This window comes from Enterobacter cloacae complex sp. P29RS (genome assembly GCF_014893445.1).
Lineage (GTDB): Bacteria > Pseudomonadota > Gammaproteobacteria > Enterobacterales > Enterobacteriaceae > Enterobacter > Enterobacter intestinihominis.
Genome location: NZ_JADBPZ010000002.1, coordinates 142,554 through 159,462 on the forward strand (window position 1 = coordinate 142,554; position 16,909 = coordinate 159,462).

The following is a 16,909-nucleotide window of genomic DNA, read 5'->3' on the forward strand; positions in this document are numbered from 1 at the left end:
AAAATTGTCGCAGCGGCGTTATCACGCTTTTTACGGCCACGAGTGATCGTCATCACGAAACGAAAAAATGCATAAAAAGTGGTCTTGTTTCATTAAAAGAAACTCATGATGATTATATGAAACCGGTTTCCTACACTTCTCACAACGATAACAGGATCTCATCCGATGGCAAAAAATTACGCTGCGCTGGCAAATGACGTGGTTAGCGCGCTGGGCGGTAAAGAGAACATCGTCGCCGTCACCCACTGCATGACGCGCCTGCGCTTCGTTCTGAAAGACGAAAGCCTTACCGACGCCGCGCGTCTGAAAAGCATCAGCGGCGTGCTCGGCGTGGTGCGCAACGACAACCAGTGCCAGGTGATCATCGGCAACACCGTATCCCAGGCATACCGTGAAGTGGTGAGCCTGCTGCCCGCCAACCTGCAACCTGCCGTAGCGGAAGGTCCACAGAAGCTTACGCTGCGCCGGATTGGCGCCGGGATCCTCGACGCGCTGATCGGCACCATGTCTCCGCTGATCCCGGCGATCATCGGCGGGTCGATGGTCAAGCTGCTGGCGATGATCCTTGAGATGACCGGCGTGCTGGGCAAAGGTGACCCGACGCTGACGATCCTGACCGTTATCGGCGATGGCGCGTTCTTCTTCCTGCCGCTGATGGTGGCGGCTTCCGCAGCGGTGAAGTTCAAAACCAACATGTCCCTGGCGATAGCCATTGCGGGCGTACTGGTTCACCCGAGCTTTATCGAGCTGATGGCGAAAGCGGCGCAGGGCGAGCATGTAGAATTCGCCTTAATTCCGGTGACGGCGGTGAAATACACCTATACCGTTATCCCGGCCCTGGTGATGACCTGGTGCCTGTCGTATATCGAACGCTGGGTGGATCGCATCACCCCGGCGGTGACCAAAAACTTCCTCAAGCCGATGCTGATCGTGCTGATTGCCGCCCCGCTCGCCATCGTACTGATTGGCCCGCTCGGGATCTGGATCGGTAGCGCCATCTCCGCGCTGGTCTACACCATTCACGGCTATCTGGGCTGGCTCTCCGTTGCCATTATGGGCGCGCTGTGGCCGCTGCTGGTGATGACCGGGATGCACCGCGTGTTTACGCCGACCATCATCCAGACCATTGCCGAAACGGGCAAAGAAGGGATGGTGATGCCGTCGGAAATCGGCGCCAACCTGTCGCTCGGCGGTTCATCGCTGGCGGTGGCGTGGAAAACCAAAAACCCGGAGCTGCGCCAGACGGCGCTGGCGGCTGCGGCCTCCGCCATCATGGCGGGGATCTCTGAACCGGCTCTGTACGGCGTGGCGGTACGCCTGAAGCGTCCGCTGATTGCAAGCCTGATCAGCGGCTTTATCTGCGGCGCGGTGGCCGGCATGGCCGGTCTTGCCAGCCACTCCATGGCGGCGCCGGGGCTGTTCACCAGCGTGCAGTTCTTCGACCCGGCCAACCCGATGACCATCGTCTGGGTGTTTGGTGTGATGGGTCTGGCGGTGGTGCTATCGTTCGTGCTGACCCTGCTGTTAGGGTTTGAAGATATCCCGGTAGAAGACGAAGCCGAAAAAGCACGCGCCCTGCAAACCGCACCGGTACAGAACAAAGCAGCAGAAGCATAAACTGAAAGCGAGGTAAGAATGTCTGTTTTTCCACAAGGATTTTTATGGGGCGGCGCGCTTGCCGCCAACCAGAGTGAAGGGGCTTACCGTGAAGGCGGCAAAGGACTGACGACGGTCGATATGATCCCCCACGGCGCAAACCGTCTGGCGGTAAAAGTCGGCAAGGAAAAACGGTTTTCGTTGCGTGACGACGAATTTTACCCGAGCCACCAGGCGATTGATTTTTACCATCGTTACAAAGAAGACATTGCCCTGATGGCGGAGATGGGCTTTACGGTGTTCCGCACCTCGATTGCCTGGAGCCGCCTCTACCCGAACGGCGACGAACCGTTGCCAAATCAGGAGGGCATTGCCTTCTACCGCGCGGTGTTCGAGGAGTGCAAAAAGTACAACATCGAGCCGCTGGTGACGCTCTGCCATTTCGACGTGCCGATGCACCTGGTGACGGAGTACGGCTCCTGGCGCAACCGTAAGATGGTGGATTTCTTCGCCCGCTACGCCCGCACCTGCTTCGAGGCGTTTAACGGGCTGGTGAAATACTGGCTGACCTTCAACGAAATCAACATTATGCTGCACAGCCCGTTCTCCGGCGCGGGGCTGGTGTTTGAGGAAGGGGAAAACGAAGACCAGGTGAAATACCAGGCCGCGCACCACGAGCTGGTGGCGAGCGCGCTGGCGACCAAAATCGCCCACGAGGTGAACCCGGAAAACCAGGTCGGCTGCATGCTGGCGGGCGGTAACTTCTACCCCTACTCCTGCAAGCCGGAAGACGTGTGGATGGCACTGGAGAAAGACCGCGAGAACCTGTTCTTTATCGACGTGCAGGCGCGCGGCAGCTATCCGGCCTACTCCGCCCGCGTGTTCCGCGAGAAAGGGGTGGTGATTGTGAAAGACCCCGGCGACGACGACCTGCTGAAAAACACCGTCGACTTTGTCTCGTTCAGTTATTACGCCTCGCGCTGCGCGTCGGCGGATATGAACGCGGGCAACACCAGCGCGGCGAACATCGTGAAGTCCCTGCGCAACCCGCACATTCAGGTGAGCGAGTGGGGCTGGGGCATCGACCCGCTCGGGCTGCGCATCACCATGAACATGATGTATGACCGCTACCAGAAGCCGCTGTTCCTGGTGGAAAACGGCCTCGGGGCGAAGGACGTCATTGATGAAAACGGCGAGATCAACGACGACTACCGCATCAGCTACCTGCGCGAGCATATCCGTGCGATGGGTGACGCGATTGAGGACGGCGTCCCGCTGATGGGCTACACCACCTGGGGCTGCATTGACCTGGTCTCGGCCTCAACCGGGGAGATGAGTAAGCGCTACGGGTTTGTCTACGTCGACCGCGACGACGCCGGGAACGGCACGCTGGACCGCAAGCGCAAGAAATCGTTCTGGTGGTATAAGAAGGTGATTGCTAGTAACGGGGCGGATCTGGAGTAGCCTGTTTTGCCGGGTGGCGGCGTTGCCTTACCCGGCCTACAAACTGCTCGATGCGGTTTTCACCCTCTCCCCTCTGGGGAGAGGGCCGGGGTGAGGGGCTGAAATCCCCCGTCCCCAACCCACCCGGCAAGCCGTGAATACACCACGTCCACCGCCTCTTTCACCGGCGGCGTCATCGGATAATAAAACCCGACGATGTCCGGCTGAATGCCCAGAAACAGCACCTCACCCACGTCGTCTTTAATCTGATCCACCAGGTAGTTCAGCGGCATGTTGTGGGTGGTCATCATAAACATCTCGGCGATGTCGTCCGGGTCAATCAGGCGGATCTCGCCGGGGTTGAGCCCCATATCGGTGGCATCGACGATTAACAACCTGTCCGGGCGCAGCTCGCGAATGGCCACCACGTCGTTTTCCGGCGCGCTGCCGCCGTCAATCACCACCCAGTTGCCCGGCGGGTTCGCGGCGCACATCTCCGCCAGCAGCGGGCCCGCGCCGTCGTCGCCCATCATGCTGTTGCCGACACACAGTAAAACGTCAGTCACGTAATCTCCTCACCATCAGGTAGATGGCGCTCTCCTGATGAATATCGTGCAGCATGCCGAGCAGCGTTTTGCTCCACGCCTGCTGCTCTGGGGTTTGCCTGCCGAGCGCCGCGTCAAAGGCGTTGGCGAGCATCGCAATGTGGTTGGCGTCGATAACGATCTCGCCGTACTTCGGCACGCCCTCCATTTTGCGCCGCGCCGTGCTGCCCTCCTCCAGCGTGGCGATCCACGCCAGGTACTCGGGCCACGGGCAGCTTAACGCCGCCTCCAGGCAGTCGATCACCCCGAGGTGGTGCCCAATCGCCAGGCTGTAATAGACCACCTGCTGCGCCGCATCCGGCGTGGCATCGTTCTCATCAATAAACTTACGGCTCAGCTGGCTGAACACCACCGTTTCACTCATCGGATACGCGCCTCATCCACAATACTGTTCAGGTTCGCCACGATCTCATTGAGACGCGGATCGTTCTCGGCCTCCAGCCAGCGCGCCACCTGATGGTCGCCCTGGCTCAGCAGACGCAGATAATCGTCGGCAATCTGACGGCCATAGCGGTAACCCGCCAGCCTGCGCGCCGTGCGATCGATCTTCACCCGCAGCGGCTGCACCATATCCGGGTGCAGGAGAGTGGCTGGCTGGTTGTCCAGCTCGCCCGGCTCGCGGGCGTGGATCTTCTGCTCCAGCAGGCCGAGCGCCATGGCAAAACCGTACAGCGTGGCGGCGGGCGTCGGCGGGCAGCCCGGAATGTAAACGTCCACCGGCACGATTTTGTCGGTGCCGCCCCAGACGCAGTAAAGATCGTGGAAGATGCCGCCGCTGTTGCCGCAGGCGCCGTAGGAGATGCAGATTTTCGGATCCGGCGCAGACTGCCAGGCGCGCAGCGCAGGCGAGCGCATCGCGCGGGTGACCGCGCCGGTGAACAGCAGGATATCCGCGTGGCGCGGGGACGGCACCACTTTGATGCCGAAGCGTTCGGCGTCAAACAGCGGCGACAGGGTGGCGAAGATTTCGATCTCACAGCCGTTGCAGCCGCCGCAGTCCACGCGATAGACGTAGGCCGAGCGTTTGATTTTTTTCAGCAACGACGCCTTCATGCTGGCGATGGACTCCTCCACCGTCAGCGGCACCGGAATGCCGTTAGCGTCGCGCGGGCCGAGTAAGTTTTCCATCAGCTGGCCTCTCTCATATGACGGGTTAAATCGATGCGGTCAGACGGCAGCAGGCATTTCTGACGTTTGCACTCCGGGCAGGTTTCGAAGCTTTCACGGTGATGCTCCGCACGCACGTCGCCGTTGTGCTTCAGCAGCGCGATGGCGTAGTCGATCTCTTTTTGCACGGCGAACGGACGCTTGCAGACGCGGCAGTTGCACAGCGCAAAGCGCGACTGCTGGAGGAAATCCTCTTTTTTCCACACCGCCAGCTCGTACTCCTGAGACAGGCGAATGGCTACCGTCGGGCAGACCTCCTCGCAGCGGCCGCAGAAGATGCAGCGCCCGAGGTTAAACTGCCAGGCCAGCTCGCCGGTTTTCAGGTCCGTTTCCACCGTTAAGGCATTCGACGGGCAGGCGTTGACGCAGGCCGCGCAGCCGATGCACTGCTGCGGGTTGTGCTCCGGCTTGCCGCGAAAGTTTTTATCCACCGGCATCGGCTCCAGCGGATAACTGCTGGTCTGCGCGCCGGTTTTGATCACTTTTTTGATAAAGGTAAACATGACGAGTCCTTATTTCAGCGGCGAGTTCTTACGCTCGATGCTGTAGCGCTCAAGCTCTTTGTACGGCACCACCTGGCTTTTCTTCTTGCGCACGTCCACGACGGTCATGCGGTCGGTGCAGGAGTAGCACGGGTCGAGGCTGCCGATGATCAGCGGCGCGTCAGAGACGGTGTTACCGCGCAGCATGTAGCGCAGGGTTGGCCAGTTGGCGTAGGTCGCCGCACGGCAGCGCCAGCGGTAGAGCTTCTGGTTGTCGCCGGTCATGCTCCAGTGAATGTCATCCCCGCGCGGCGCTTCGGCGAATCCGAGGGCAAAGCGGTTTGGAATGTAGGTGAAGCCTTCCACCATCAGCGGGCCGCCCGGCAGGTTATCAAGGCCGTAGTCGATCATGTTCAGCGCGGTAAACACCTCGTTGATGCGCACCTTCAGGCGGGAGATGACGTCGCAGCCCTGCTCGCTGTGCACGGTCATCGGCAGCAGGCCGTAGCCGACGAACGGGTGATCGGCGCGGGTGTCGCGGGCGTGGCCGCTGGCGCGCACCATCGGGCCGACGTTGCTGAAGTCGCGGGCGATTTCCGGGTCAAGACGACCAATCCCGACGGTGCGCTGCTCGATGTTTGGCGTGCTGAGCAGCATGTCCACCAGCTCCTGCACGTCGCGGCGCATCTGCTGCGCCAGCTGGCGGGTCTGGATCATGTCGTCTTTCAGCAGGTCGCGGCGGATCCCGCCGATCAGGTTCAGGCCGTAGGTTTTACGCGCCCCGGTGAGGATCTCCGCCATCTTCATTGATGCCTCACGCACGCGGAAGAACTGCATAAACCCGGAGTCAAAGCCGACGAAGTGGCAGGCCAGGCCGAGGTTCAGCAGGTGTGAGTGCAGGCGTTCCACCTCCAGCAGAATGGCGCGGATCATCTGCGCGCGTTCCGGCACCACGATCCCCATGCCGTTCTCCACCGAGGTGGTGTAGGCGGTGCTGTGGGCAAAGCCGCAGATGCCGCACACGCGGTCAGAAAGAAACGTGACTTCGTTGTAGCCCATGCGGGTCTCCGCCAGCTTCTCCATGCCGCGGTGGACGTAGAACAGGCGGTAGTCGGCGTCGATAATGTTTTCGCCGTCGACGAACAGGCGGAAGTGGCCCGGTTCGTCAGAGGTGACGTGCAGCGGGCCGATCGGCACCACATTATTCTTCTTGCTGCCCAGCTCGTTGATGAACTCGTAGGTTTCGCTGTCGGTTGTCGGGGCCGGACGCTGGCGGTAGTCCATGCTGTCCTTGCGCAGCGGATAGAGTTCATCCGGCCAGTCGTCCGGCAGCACCAGGCGACGCTCGTCAGGCAGACCAACCGGCACCAGGCCGTACATGTCGCGCACTTCGCGCTCGCCCCAGACGGCGGCGGGTACGCGCGGCGTGACGGACGGGTACTCCGGCTTGTTCGGGTCAACTTCGACGCGCACGGTGAGCCAGCACTTCTCGCCCTGCTCCATCGACATCACGTAGTACACCGCATAGTTGCCGCACAGCTGACGCTCGTCGTTGCCGAACAGCACCGACAGCCAGCCGCCCTGCTGGTAGTAAAGAAACTCCACCACTTCCGGCAGGTAGTTCACCTTAATGGTGACGGTTACCTGGTCTTTGGTTTGCCATGACTCCTCCAGCACCACGCCCGGGAAAGCCTGATGCAACGCGGCGAGATACTGCTGACCTTTCTTTTCTTCAGACATAAACACTCTCTTTAATCACGCCACCAGCAAGGAGACGAACGCTAAAAATGCAAAACCAAAACCAGCCCAGGTAATGCGTGACGTTTCGACAAAACGCAGGCGCGCCATGCTGTTTTCAAACAGGGCAATCACCAGCACGCCGATAAGCAGCTTGAGCGCAGCCACCACAACGGCCAGCAGCAGGCCGCCCGCAGAGAAGTGCGTCATCTGCCCCCACGGGAAGAAAACGCCGACGAACATCTGCAACACCACCAGCTGCTTGAGGCTGATGCCCCACTTCAGCACCGCAAAGCCGTAGCCGCTGTACTCGGTGAGTGGCCCCTCCTGCAATTCCTGCTCCGCTTCCGCGAGATCGAACGGCAGCTTGCCCATCTCGATAAAGGTGGCGAACGCGCAGGCGCAGAGCGCCAGCACCAGCGGGAGCGAACGTGAAACCGGCCAGTGGTAAACGGTGTCGGTGATGAAACTGATGTGGGTCGAGCCAGCAACCTGCGCGGCGACCCACAGCCCCAGCAGCAGAATTGGCTCAACCAGCACGCCGAGCATCGCCTCACGACTGGCGCCGATACCCGTAAACGGGCTGCCGGTGTCCAGGCCCGCAATCGCAAAGAAGAAACGCGCGATGGCGAAGAGGTAGATCAGCGTAATCAGATCGCCAAGCACGGGCAGCGGCGAGCCCACCGTCACTACCGGCAGCGCGGTGGCGATGGTCAGCATCACGCCGACCATCACGAACGGCGTCAGGCGGAACACCCAACCTGCGGCATCCGGCGCGACGCTCTGACGGGAGAGCAGCTTGAAGAGATCGCGGTACTCCTGGAGCACGCCAGGCCCGCGACGGTTGTGTAGCCGGGCGCGCGCCACGCGCGTGATGCCCGACAGCAGCGGCGCGGCGGCAAACAGCACCAGCGCCTGAAGAATTGCCAGTAACAAACTCATGTCAGGCTCCTCGTGAAATGACAATCACCACCAGCACCGCCAGCTCGATCAGCGCCAGGCGGCGGAACAGCACGGGCACGGCGGCACTCTGCCAGCCCGGCACCCAGCCCACCGGGTTCAGCCAGTGGCGCAGCTTCAGCACGGCGGCGAAGTTCTCCTTCACCGGCATGGCGAAACCGTGGGCGGTGATGACCATCGACTGCTCGTGTTCGTAGCCGCAGGCCCACGCCGCGCCGCGCGAGCGGGAGGCGAGACGGTCGCGTCTGAAGAACAGCATCAGCACGAACGGCAGGAGCGGCGCGGCAATCAGCAGCAGCGCCATCATCGGCTGGGACACGACGGTATGCGCCGTAGCCAGCGGCAGCGGAATGGCGTGGCCCAGAAGCGGCAGCAGCCACGGCGCGGCAACCCCACCTGCGATACAGCACAGCGCCAGCGCGACCACGCTGGTGGCCATCAGCACCGGGGCGCAACAGGCGTTTTCCGCTTCGCGGGTGCGCGGCGCGCCCAGGAAGGTGACGCCGTAAACCTTCGCCATACACATCACCGCCAGTGCCCCGGTAATCGCCAGCCCAACCGCCATCAGCGGGCCGAGCAGCCGCGCGATAAACGCGTCGCTCTGGCCGAGCGCGAAGAAGGATTGATAGATCACCCACTCCCCGGCAAAGCCGTTCAGCGGCGGAAGCGCGGCCATCGCCATCAGCCCGACCAGCATCGCCAGCGAAATGACGGGCATTTTTTTGCCAATCCCGCCGAGCTTTTCAATATCGCGGTGCCCGGTGCGAAACCAGACGCTGCCCGCGCCGAGGAACAGGGTGCTTTTAAACAGGCTGTGGTTGATAAGGTGATACAGACCGCCAATAAACCCGGCGGCAATCAGCGCCGGCTGGTTGAGCGCCAGCCCGCTGACGCCCGCGCCCATGCCGAGCAGGATGATGCCGATATTCTCCAGGGTGTGGTACGCCAGCAGGCGCTGGATGTTATGCTCCATCAGGGCGTACAGCCCGCCGACAAATGCGGTGATCATCCCCGCAATCAGCAGCGCCACGCCCCACCACAGCGGCGGCTGGCCGCCCGTCAGGGTTATCGTCAGGATGCCGAACAGACCGACCTTCATCACCACGGTGGAGAACAGCGCGGCAGCCGGGGCCGAGGCATTGGCATGCGCCTGCGGCACCCAGCCGTGCAGCGGGATAATCCCGGCCAGCAGGCCAAAACCGACTACGCCCAACAGCCAGACGTCATTCCCCAGCGGCTGGCCGTTAAGCACGGCAAAGTCCAGCGTGCCGAAACGCTGCCACACCAGCCAGCAGGCCAGCGCCAGCAGCAGCGTACCGAGTCGTCCGAGCGCAAACCACAGCTTGCCGGAGGCGCTGCATCCGGTCAGGAACACGCCGCACAGGGCCATGATTTCAGCCATCACCACCAGCGCGCCGAGGTTGCTGGCGACAACGGTGCAGACCGCGGCGGCCATCAACAGGTTGACCAGCAGGCCGTTGGCGTTGGTGTGCTGATGGCGGTGCCAGTCGATATTAAACAGGCTGATAAACAGCCCACACAGACCAAAGGTGACCAGCCAGATGGCATTTAGCGGCGTAAGCTCAACGGCGTGGTGAATCAGCGGGATGAGGGTGTCGACGGATTGGCCGTCGATCAGGACAACGCCGCCCGCCGCCAGCGTCATCAGGCTGCCGACCGCTCCGCCGATACCGGCGATCCAGCCGCTCAGCGTTTTATGGAAGGAGAGGAGCAGCGCCAGGACAGCGGCGGCGGCAAACCAGGCCACGCCGCTGGTCATCATAACTATCGCGTTCATTTCGCCCCCTCGTTAAGCGTCCGCAGCAGCGAAAGATCGCCGACGTCAGTATTGATGGTCAGCTCGCGCTTGCGTTTGCTGGTGCGGGCGATGTCGCGAATATTAACCAGAATTAACGCTTTGGTCGGACAGGTGCGCACGCAGGCCGGACCTTGTTCATCGAAGCTGCACAGGTCGCACTTCACCGCGACGGCGCGAATGCCCGGCACCCAGTCCAGCAGCGTGCTCACGCGTGCCGGTGCCGGCGGCGCAGGCGGCGCTTTCGGGGTGTTGGCATTCGCCGGAATATGCAGCGGACGGCTGCCGGAAAACTCAATGGCGCCGAACGGGCAGGCGATGCCGCACAGCTTGCAGCTCACGCACAGGCTTTCGTTCAGCTGTACCGCGCCGTCAACGCGGGTGATGGCATTGACGGGACAGACGCCTGCGCATGGCGCGTCTTCACAGTGGTGACAGAGCTGCGGGGCAGACTCTTTCTCATTACGCATGACGCGCAGGCGCGGCATGGACTGTAGCCCGTGCAGGCGGTGCGTTTCCGAGCACGCCGCCTCACAGGTTCGACAGCCAATACAGACCGTCGAGTCAGCAATTACAAAACGGTTCACCGGGTCATCCTCTGGTGATGGTCATTTTTGACGAAAAAAAACTGTCTTATCGACACTTCTCGACACTCGCTCTTCAGGCCACGTTCGCGGAGGATTTTCCGTCGATCAGCTGTTTCAGGTTGATCGGCTGATCGTGCTCAACGGCAGCGTAGAGGCCGTTATAAACCGGCGCGATTTTCTCCAGATAGTGCTCCAGCACCTGCTGGCGATCGCGGGTGCTGACGTGACCGTCCACCATGCCGTCGGCCATCAGTTGGGCTTTCGCAATACACTGTTTTTCACCCTCTTTTGTCTCAACGTAATACTCAATGGTGTGGCTGTTGAAGCTCTCCGCCAGGGTGACAAAAATCGTGAAGTGTCCAAACAACACAAAGCGCATATCCCCCTGCGCCGCGCAGCTCATGGCATGGTGCAGACGGGCTTTTGAGAGGGTGATCCCCTGAATCAGAGAGTTGCAGTAGAGGTGCCACTGATCCTGAAGCTGCTGATGACGTTGCGCGATGTAATCCGCTTTTTCGCTAATTTCCCAAATAGTCATAAAAGGTATCCGGTTAATGGAGTTAGCGGCTGTTAAGCAGATTTCGTGCCAATTTTTAATTTATTGATTTAAATGGATTTTAAAGAGATGCGCACTGTCACCGCCGCGGTGTCGACGTGTCATTTCGACAGCGTTGACATCGTCACGCCGTAACGCAAAACAAGCTGGCACTGTTATTGCATTAAAGGGGCAATTCATTAAGGAGGCGTCATGCACGAAATCACCCTCTGCCAGCGGGCACTGGAACTTATCGAACAGCAGGCTGTGCAGAACCATGCGAAGCGCGTGACCGGCGTCTGGCTGAAGGTCGGGGCGTTTTCCTGCGTCGAGACCAGCGCCCTCACCTTCTGTTTTGAGCTGGTGTGCCGCGGCACGCTGGCGGAGGGTTGCGCACTGTATATCGAGGAGCAGCAGGCGGAGTGCTGGTGCGAGCAGTGTCAGCAGTACGTCACGCTGCTGTCATCGAAGGTACAGCGCTGTCCGCAGTGCCAGAGCAGCGGGCTGCGCATCGTGGCGGATGACGGTATGCAGATCCAACGCCTCGAAATCGAGAAGGAGTAATGTATGTGTAGTACCTGCGGTTGCGCTGAAGGCAACCTGTATATAGAAGGGGATGAACACCGTCCCCACTCCGCGTTTCGCTCCGCACCCTTTTCTCCTGCCCCGCGTCCTGCGGCGGCACTGACCGGCATCACCTTTGCGCCGCAGCGTTCAGACGCGGGCGACCTGCATTACGGCCACGGCGAAGCAGGCACCCACGCGCCGGGCATCAGCCAGCGCGAGATGCTGGAGGTGGAGATCAATGTGCTGGACAAAAATAACCAGCTCGCCGCTCGCAATCGCGCCCGCTTTGCCGCCCGTCAACAGCTGGTACTGAACCTGGTCTCCAGCCCCGGCTCCGGTAAAACCACCCTGCTGACCGAAACCCTCAAACGACTGAATAAACGTGTCTCCTGCGCCGTTATCGAAGGCGATCAGCAAACGGTAAACGACGCGGCGCGCATCCGCGAAACCGGTACGCCCGCGATTCAGGTCAACACCGGCAAGGGCTGCCACCTGGATGCGCAGATGATTGCCGACGCCGCCCCGCGCCTGCCGCTGGCGGATAACGGCATCCTGTTTATTGAAAACGTCGGCAACCTGGTCTGCCCGGCAAGCTTCGACCTTGGCGAGCGGCATAAAGTGGCGGTGCTCTCCGTGACCGAAGGGGAAGACAAGCCGCTGAAGTATCCACATATGTTTGCCGCCGCCTCCCTCATGCTGCTGAACAAAGTCGACCTGCTGCCGTACCTGAATTTCGACGTGGATAAGTGCCTGGCTTACGCCCGGGAAGTGAACCCGGACATTGAGATCCTGCTGGTTTCCGCCACGCGCGGCGACGGGATGGACGCCTGGCTGAACTGGCTGGAGAGCGAACGATGTGCATAGGCGTCCCCGGACAAATTCATTCGATCGACGGCAATCAGGCCAAAGTGGAGATCTGCGGCATCCTGCGCGATGTCGATCTGACGCTGGTGGGCAGCCACGATGAGACCGGCGCAACGCGTCTCGGCCAGTGGGTGCTGGTCCACGTGGGGTTTGCCATGAGCGTGATTAATGAGGAAGAAGCCCGTGACACGCTGGACGCGCTACAGAATATGTTCGACGTTGAGCCGGACGTGGGTGCCCTGCTGTATGGTGAGGAACGATAACACATGCGTTACGTTGATGAATATCGCGCGCCTGAGCAGGTGTTGCAGCTTATCGATCGCCTGAAAACCCGCGCGTCCCTGCTGGACTACACGAAAGAAAAACCGCTGCGGATCATGGAGGTGTGCGGCGGACACACCCACGCCATCTTTAAATTTGGCCTCGACCAGCTGCTGCCGGAGAACATCGAATTTATCCACGGCCCCGGCTGCCCGGTGTGCGTGCTGCCCATGGGGCGCATCGACAGCTGTCTCGACATCGCCAGCCGCCCCGGTGTGATTTTTTGCACCTTTGGCGACGCCATGCGCGTACCGGGAAAAAATGGCTCGCTGCTCCAGGCGAAGGCGCGCGGCGCGGACGTGCGGATCGTCTACTCACCGATGGATGCCCTGACGCTGGCAGAGGCTAATCCTGAGCGTAAGGTGGTCTTTTTCGGGCTGGGTTTTGAAACCACCATGCCCGCCACCGCTATCACTCTCCAGCAGGCGAAAGCCCGCAACGTCACTAACTTTTACTTTTTCTGCCAGCACATCACGCTTATTCCCACGCTGCGTAGCCTGCTTGAAGCGCCGGACAACGGCATCGACGCCTTCCTGGCACCAGGACACGTCAGCATGGTGATCGGCACAGAAGCCTACGGTTTTATCGCTGAACAGTACAATCGTCCGTTAGTGGTGGCTGGTTTCGAGCCACTTGATCTACTGCAAGGCGTGACCATGCTGGTTGAGCAGAAAATAGCGGCCCTGAGTGTGGTGGAAAATCAGTATCGCCGCGTGGTGCCCGATGCAGGTAACAGACGGGCACAGCAGGCGATAGCCGACGTGTTTAGCGTCGAAGGCGACAGCGAGTGGCGCGGACTGGGGCTGATTGCCGAATCCGGCGTACACCTGACGCCCGCGTATCGCGCCTTCGATGCCGAAGCGCATTTCCGCCCGCAGCCGCAGAAGGTGTGCGACGATCCCCGCGCCCGCTGTGGCGACGTACTCACCGGCAAATGCAAACCTCATCACTGCCCGTTATTTGGCAACGCCTGTAACCCGCAAACCGCGTTTGGCGCGCTGATGGTCTCTTCCGAAGGGGCATGCGCCGCGTGGTATCACTATCGCAACCAGGAGTGTGAAGCATGAACACGGTGGAAATGGCGCACGGAAGCGGTGGACAGGCGATGCAGCAGTTGATTAACAGGCTGTTCATGGAAGCCTTTAACAACCCCTGGCTCGCCGAGCAGGAAGATCAGGCGCGTATTGACCTCGCGGCCCTGACCGCCCACGGCGACAGGCTGGCGTTCTCTACCGACAGCTACGTGATTGACCCGCTGTTCTTCCCGGGCGGCGATATCGGCAAGCTCGCCGTCTGCGGCACGGCAAACGACGTGGCCGTCAGCGGCGCGATCCCCCGCTACCTCTCCTGCGGGTTTATCCTCGAAGAAGGGTTACCCATGGAGACGCTCACGGCGGTGGTCAACAGCATGGCGCACACCGCCCGCGAGGCGGGGATCGCCATCGTGACCGGGGATACCAAGGTGGTGCAGCGCGGCGCGGCGGATAAGCTCTTCATTAACACCGCCGGAATGGGGGCGATCCCCGCCGACATTCACTGGGGCGCGCAACAGCTTTGCGCAGGCGACGTGCTGATTGTCAGCGGCACGCTGGGCTGCCACGGGGCAACCATCCTGAACCTGCGCGAAGGCTTAGGGCTGGATGGCGAGCTGCACAGTGACTGCGCGGTACTCACGCCGCTGATCCAGACGCTGCGCGACATGCCGGGTGTAAAAGCCCTGCGCGACGCCACGCGAGGCGGCGTGAATGCCGTCGTACACGAATTTGCCGCAAGCAGCGGCTGCGGAATTGAACTGACCGAGCGCGGCATGCCCGTTAAGCCTGCTGTACGCGGGCTGTGCGAGCTATTAGGGCTAGACCCGCTTAACTTTGCCAACGAAGGCAAGCTGGTGATCGGCGTGGAACGCACGGCGGCGGAAGCCGTACTTGAACAACTGCGCGCACATCCCTTAGGGAAAGACGCGGCCATCATCGGCGACGTGGTTGAGCGCAAAGGGGTGCGCCTGACCGGGCTTTACGGCGTGAAGCGTACGCTGGATCTGCCGCACGCTGAACCGTTACCCCGAATTTGCTAGACCGCGCCAAAAGCGGTCAGCGCTGAATGTCTCTTTTTTGCCAGTTTCTATTGGAAAGCAATAATGCCGTATACACCGATGAGCGATCTTGGACAGCAGGGCCTGTTTGACATCACGCGCACACTTTTACAACAGCCCGACCTCGGCGCGCTGAGCGATGCCCTGACGCGGCTGGTCAGGCAATCAGCGCTGGCGGACAGCGCCGCCATTGTGCTCTGGCATAGCGCAACCCACCGCGCGAGCTATTTCTCAACGCGTGATAACGGCAAAATCTTCGAATATGAAGATGAAACGTTTCTGGCCCACGGTCCGGTGCGACGTATTCTCTCCCGCCCGGAAGCGCTGCACTGCAATTTTGACCAGTTTCGCCAGGCCTGGCCGAAGCTGGCAGAGAGCAACCTTTACCACCCGTTCGGCCACTACAGCATGCTGCCGCTGGCGGTGGAAGGGCAAATTTTTGGCGGCTGCGAGTTTATCCGTAATAACGACCAGCCCTGGACCGAGGCGGAGTACGAGCGGTTGCATACCTTCACGCAGATTGTGGCCGTCGTGGCAGAGCAGATCCAAAGCCGCGTCACCAATAACGTGGATTACGACCTGTTGAGCCGCGAGCGCGATAATTTCCGCATACTGGTCGCCATCACCAATGCCGTGCTGTCGCGTCTCGATATGGACGAACTGGTGAGCGAAGTCGCCAAAGAGATCCATCACTATTTCAGGATCGATGCCATCAGCATTGCGCTGCGCGGCAACCGTAAGGGCAAGCTGAACATCTACTCCACCCACTACCTCGACGAAGCTAACCCGGCGCACGAGCAAAGCGAAGTGGACGAAGCGGGAACCCTGTCTGAACGGGTATTTAAAAGCAAAGAGATCCTGCTGTTAAACCTCAGCGAGCAGGATCCGGTAGCGCCCTACGAGCGGATGCTGTTTAACACCTGGGGCAACAAGATCCAGACCCTGTGCCTGCTGCCGCTGATGTCCGGCAACACCATGCTCGGCGTGCTTAAACTGGCGCAGTGCGATGAAGCCGTATTTACCACCGCCAACCTGAAGCTGCTGCGCCAGATCGCCGAACGTATCTCCATTGCGCTGGATAACGCCCTCGCCTATCAGGAGATCCACCGTCTGAAAGAACGGCTGGTGGACGAAAACCTGGCGCTGACCGAGCAGCTCAACAATGTGGACAGCGAGTTTGGCGAAATCATCGGACGCAGCGATGCCATGTACAACATCCTCAAGCAGGTGGAGATGGTGGCGCAGAGCGACAGCACGGTGCTGATCCTCGGTGAAACCGGCACAGGGAAAGAGCTGATTGCCCGGGCGATCCACAACCTGAGCAACCGCAACAGCCGCCGGATGGTGAAGATGAACTGCGCGGCGATGCCTGCGGGCTTACTGGAAAGCGACCTGTTCGGCCACGAGCGCGGCGCGTTTACCGGCGCCAGCAGCCAGCGGCTGGGCCGTTTTGAACTGGCGGATAAAAGCTCATTGTTCCTCGACGAAGTGGGCGATATGCCGCTGGAGCTTCAGCCTAAGCTGCTGCGCGTTTTGCAGGAGCAGGAGTTCGAGCGTCTCGGCAGCAACAAGCTGATCCAGACCGACGTGCGTCTGATTGCCGCCACCAACCGCGATCTGAAAAAAATGGTCGCCGACCGCGAGTTTCGCAGCGATCTTTACTATCGTCTGAACGTCTTCCCGATCTGCCTGCCGCCGCTGCGCGAACGCCCGGAAGATATTCCGCTGCTGGTGAAAGCCTTTACCGCGAAGATTGCCCGCCGGATGGGGCGAAATATCGACAGTATTCCTGCCGAAACGCTACGCACCCTTTCGGCGATGGAGTGGCCGGGGAACGTGCGCGAGCTGGAAAACGTCATTGAGCGCGCGGTCCTGCTGACGCGCGGGAACGTGCTCCAGCTCTCCCTGCCAGAGGTTACTCTCTCTGAAACGACCGTGGCCGCAAGCGAGCTTGCGAAAGAGGGAGAAGATGAATATCAGCTCATTATGCGAGTGCTGAAGGAGACCAACGGCGTGGTAGCCGGACCGAAAGGTGCGGCGCAACGGCTGGGGCTGAAGCGTACCACCCTGCTCTCGCGTATGAAGCGTCTGGGAATCGATAAAGAGAGCCTGAAATAACCCGTCATTCCGGCGGCGA

17 protein-coding genes are annotated in these 16,909 nt (G+C 60.7%); 8 read left to right on the top strand and 9 right to left on the bottom strand.

Features of this window, described 5'->3' with window-relative positions; genetic code table 11:
* Nucleotides 1-165: 165 nt before the first annotated feature.
* Both ascF and IM282_RS02255 read left to right on the top strand, forming a co-directional pair.
* Nucleotides 166-1,617 (top strand): PTS cellobiose/arbutin/salicin transporter subunit IIBC, encoded by a 1,452-nt coding sequence (ascF, locus tag IM282_RS02250; protein ID WP_022649157.1) that lies wholly within the window; start codon nt 166-168, stop codon nt 1,615-1,617.
* An 18-nt stretch (nt 1,618-1,635) separates the two neighbouring features.
* Entirely contained in the window at nt 1,636-3,060 is a 1,425-nt protein-coding gene (locus IM282_RS02255; RefSeq protein WP_192970074.1) for a 6-phospho-beta-glucosidase, read from the top strand.
* Between the two features lie 59 nt (nt 3,061-3,119).
* Here IM282_RS02255 and hycI read toward each other — a convergent pair whose 3' ends face one another.
* The 9 genes from hycI to hycA all read right to left on the bottom strand — a co-directional run bounded on the left by hycI (nt 3,120) and on the right by hycA (nt 10,931).
* Nucleotides 3,120-3,605 carry a hydrogenase maturation peptidase HycI gene (gene hycI, locus IM282_RS02260; RefSeq protein WP_022649159.1) on the bottom strand — a complete coding sequence of 162 codons (486 nt, stop codon included), beginning with the start codon at nt 3,603-3,605 and terminating at the stop codon, nt 3,120-3,122.
* Nucleotides 3,598-4,008: a formate hydrogenlyase maturation HycH family protein gene (locus tag IM282_RS02265; RefSeq protein ID WP_023294422.1), complete on the bottom strand. Its 411-nt coding sequence runs from the start codon at nt 4,006-4,008 to the stop codon at nt 3,598-3,600. Before IM282_RS02265 ends, hycI begins: the two co-directional genes overlap by 8 nt.
* Nucleotides 4,005-4,772: an NADH-quinone oxidoreductase subunit B family protein gene (locus IM282_RS02270; RefSeq protein WP_022649161.1), complete on the bottom strand. Its 768-nt coding sequence runs from the start codon at nt 4,770-4,772 to the stop codon at nt 4,005-4,007. Before IM282_RS02270 ends, IM282_RS02265 begins: the two co-directional genes overlap by 4 nt.
* Nucleotides 4,772-5,314 carry a formate hydrogenlyase complex iron-sulfur subunit gene (locus IM282_RS02275; RefSeq protein ID WP_022649162.1) on the bottom strand — a complete coding sequence of 181 codons (543 nt, stop codon included), beginning with the start codon at nt 5,312-5,314 and terminating at the stop codon, nt 4,772-4,774. Before IM282_RS02275 ends, IM282_RS02270 begins: the two co-directional genes overlap by 1 nt.
* Nucleotides 5,315-5,323: 9 nt before the next feature.
* On the bottom strand, nt 5,324-7,033 hold the full coding sequence (hycE, locus tag IM282_RS02280; RefSeq protein ID WP_022649163.1) for a formate hydrogenlyase subunit HycE: 1,710 nt from the start codon (nt 7,031-7,033) through the stop codon (nt 5,324-5,326).
* A gap of 15 nt (nt 7,034-7,048) precedes the next feature.
* Nucleotides 7,049-7,972, bottom strand: coding sequence for a respiratory chain complex I subunit 1 family protein (locus IM282_RS02285; RefSeq protein ID WP_032625965.1), 924 nt, complete (start codon nt 7,970-7,972; stop codon nt 7,049-7,051).
* 1 nt (nt 7,973) lies between these two features.
* The gene (gene hycC, locus IM282_RS02290) at nt 7,974-9,788 is read right to left on the bottom strand and encodes a formate hydrogenlyase subunit 3 (RefSeq protein WP_192970075.1); all 1,815 of its coding nucleotides are present in this window, start codon (nt 9,786-9,788) and stop codon (nt 7,974-7,976) included.
* Nucleotides 9,785-10,393 (bottom strand): 4Fe-4S dicluster domain-containing protein, encoded by a 609-nt coding sequence (locus tag IM282_RS02295; protein WP_192970076.1) that lies wholly within the window; start codon nt 10,391-10,393, stop codon nt 9,785-9,787. Before IM282_RS02295 ends, hycC begins: the two co-directional genes overlap by 4 nt.
* Nucleotides 10,394-10,466: 73 nt before the next feature.
* The gene (gene hycA / locus IM282_RS02300) at nt 10,467-10,931 is read right to left on the bottom strand and encodes a formate hydrogenlyase regulator HycA (RefSeq protein ID WP_022649167.1); all 465 of its coding nucleotides are present in this window, start codon (nt 10,929-10,931) and stop codon (nt 10,467-10,469) included.
* A gap of 210 nt (nt 10,932-11,141) precedes the next feature.
* Between hycA and hypA the strand changes: the two genes are divergently transcribed.
* From hypA to flhA, 6 genes are all read left to right on the top strand, one after another.
* Complete coding sequence (hypA, locus tag IM282_RS02305; RefSeq protein ID WP_045308751.1) at nt 11,142-11,492, top strand: hydrogenase maturation nickel metallochaperone HypA; 351 nt, start codon at nt 11,142-11,144, stop codon at nt 11,490-11,492.
* Between the two features lie 3 nt (nt 11,493-11,495).
* Nucleotides 11,496-12,359 carry a hydrogenase nickel incorporation protein HypB gene (hypB, locus tag IM282_RS02310; protein WP_032625971.1) on the top strand — a complete coding sequence of 288 codons (864 nt, stop codon included), beginning with the start codon at nt 11,496-11,498 and terminating at the stop codon, nt 12,357-12,359.
* Nucleotides 12,350-12,622 carry a HypC/HybG/HupF family hydrogenase formation chaperone gene (locus IM282_RS02315; protein WP_045308750.1) on the top strand — a complete coding sequence of 91 codons (273 nt, stop codon included), beginning with the start codon at nt 12,350-12,352 and terminating at the stop codon, nt 12,620-12,622. Before hypB ends, IM282_RS02315 begins: the two co-directional genes overlap by 10 nt.
* A gap of 3 nt (nt 12,623-12,625) precedes the next feature.
* Nucleotides 12,626-13,747: a hydrogenase formation protein HypD gene (gene hypD, locus IM282_RS02320; protein ID WP_045308749.1), complete on the top strand. Its 1,122-nt coding sequence runs from the start codon at nt 12,626-12,628 to the stop codon at nt 13,745-13,747.
* Entirely contained in the window at nt 13,744-14,754 is a 1,011-nt protein-coding gene (gene hypE, locus IM282_RS02325; RefSeq protein ID WP_063148649.1) for a hydrogenase expression/formation protein HypE, read from the top strand. The genes hypD and hypE overlap by 4 nt, the downstream gene beginning before the upstream one ends.
* A 63-nt stretch (nt 14,755-14,817) precedes the next feature.
* Complete coding sequence (gene flhA, locus IM282_RS02330) at nt 14,818-16,890, top strand: formate hydrogenlyase transcriptional activator FlhA (RefSeq protein ID WP_023330179.1); 2,073 nt, start codon at nt 14,818-14,820, stop codon at nt 16,888-16,890.
* Nucleotides 16,891-16,909: the final 19 nt, after the last annotated feature.

What these genes read in the sequence shown, in the direction of transcription:
- ascF (WP_022649157.1), top strand. Translation starts at nt 166, where the DNA reads ATGGCAAAAAATTACGCTGCGCTGGCAAATGACGTGGTTAGCGCGCTG.
- IM282_RS02255 (WP_192970074.1), top strand. Translation starts at nt 1,636, where the DNA reads ATGTCTGTTTTTCCACAAGGATTTTTATGGGGCGGCGCGCTTGCCGCC.
- IM282_RS02265 (WP_023294422.1), bottom strand. Translation starts at nt 4,008, where the DNA reads ATGAGTGAAACGGTGGTGTTCAGCCAGCTGAGCCGTAAGTTTATTGAT.
- IM282_RS02270 (WP_022649161.1), bottom strand. Translation starts at nt 4,772, where the DNA reads ATGGAAAACTTACTCGGCCCGCGCGACGCTAACGGCATTCCGGTGCCG.
- IM282_RS02275 (WP_022649162.1), bottom strand. Translation starts at nt 5,314, where the DNA reads ATGTTTACCTTTATCAAAAAAGTGATCAAAACCGGCGCGCAGACCAGC.
- hycE (WP_022649163.1), bottom strand. Translation starts at nt 7,033, where the DNA reads ATGTCTGAAGAAAAGAAAGGTCAGCAGTATCTCGCCGCGTTGCATCAG.
- IM282_RS02285 (WP_032625965.1), bottom strand. Translation starts at nt 7,972, where the DNA reads ATGAGTTTGTTACTGGCAATTCTTCAGGCGCTGGTGCTGTTTGCCGCC.
- hycC (WP_192970075.1), bottom strand. Translation starts at nt 9,788, where the DNA reads ATGAACGCGATAGTTATGATGACCAGCGGCGTGGCCTGGTTTGCCGCC.
- hycA (WP_022649167.1), bottom strand. Translation starts at nt 10,931, where the DNA reads ATGACTATTTGGGAAATTAGCGAAAAAGCGGATTACATCGCGCAACGT.
- hypA (WP_045308751.1), top strand. Translation starts at nt 11,142, where the DNA reads ATGCACGAAATCACCCTCTGCCAGCGGGCACTGGAACTTATCGAACAG.
- hypB (WP_032625971.1), top strand. Translation starts at nt 11,496, where the DNA reads ATGTGTAGTACCTGCGGTTGCGCTGAAGGCAACCTGTATATAGAAGGG.
- IM282_RS02315 (WP_045308750.1), top strand. Translation starts at nt 12,350, where the DNA reads ATGTGCATAGGCGTCCCCGGACAAATTCATTCGATCGACGGCAATCAG.
- hypD (WP_045308749.1), top strand. Translation starts at nt 12,626, where the DNA reads ATGCGTTACGTTGATGAATATCGCGCGCCTGAGCAGGTGTTGCAGCTT.
- hypE (WP_063148649.1), top strand. Translation starts at nt 13,744, where the DNA reads ATGAACACGGTGGAAATGGCGCACGGAAGCGGTGGACAGGCGATGCAG.
- flhA (WP_023330179.1), top strand. Translation starts at nt 14,818, where the DNA reads ATGCCGTATACACCGATGAGCGATCTTGGACAGCAGGGCCTGTTTGAC.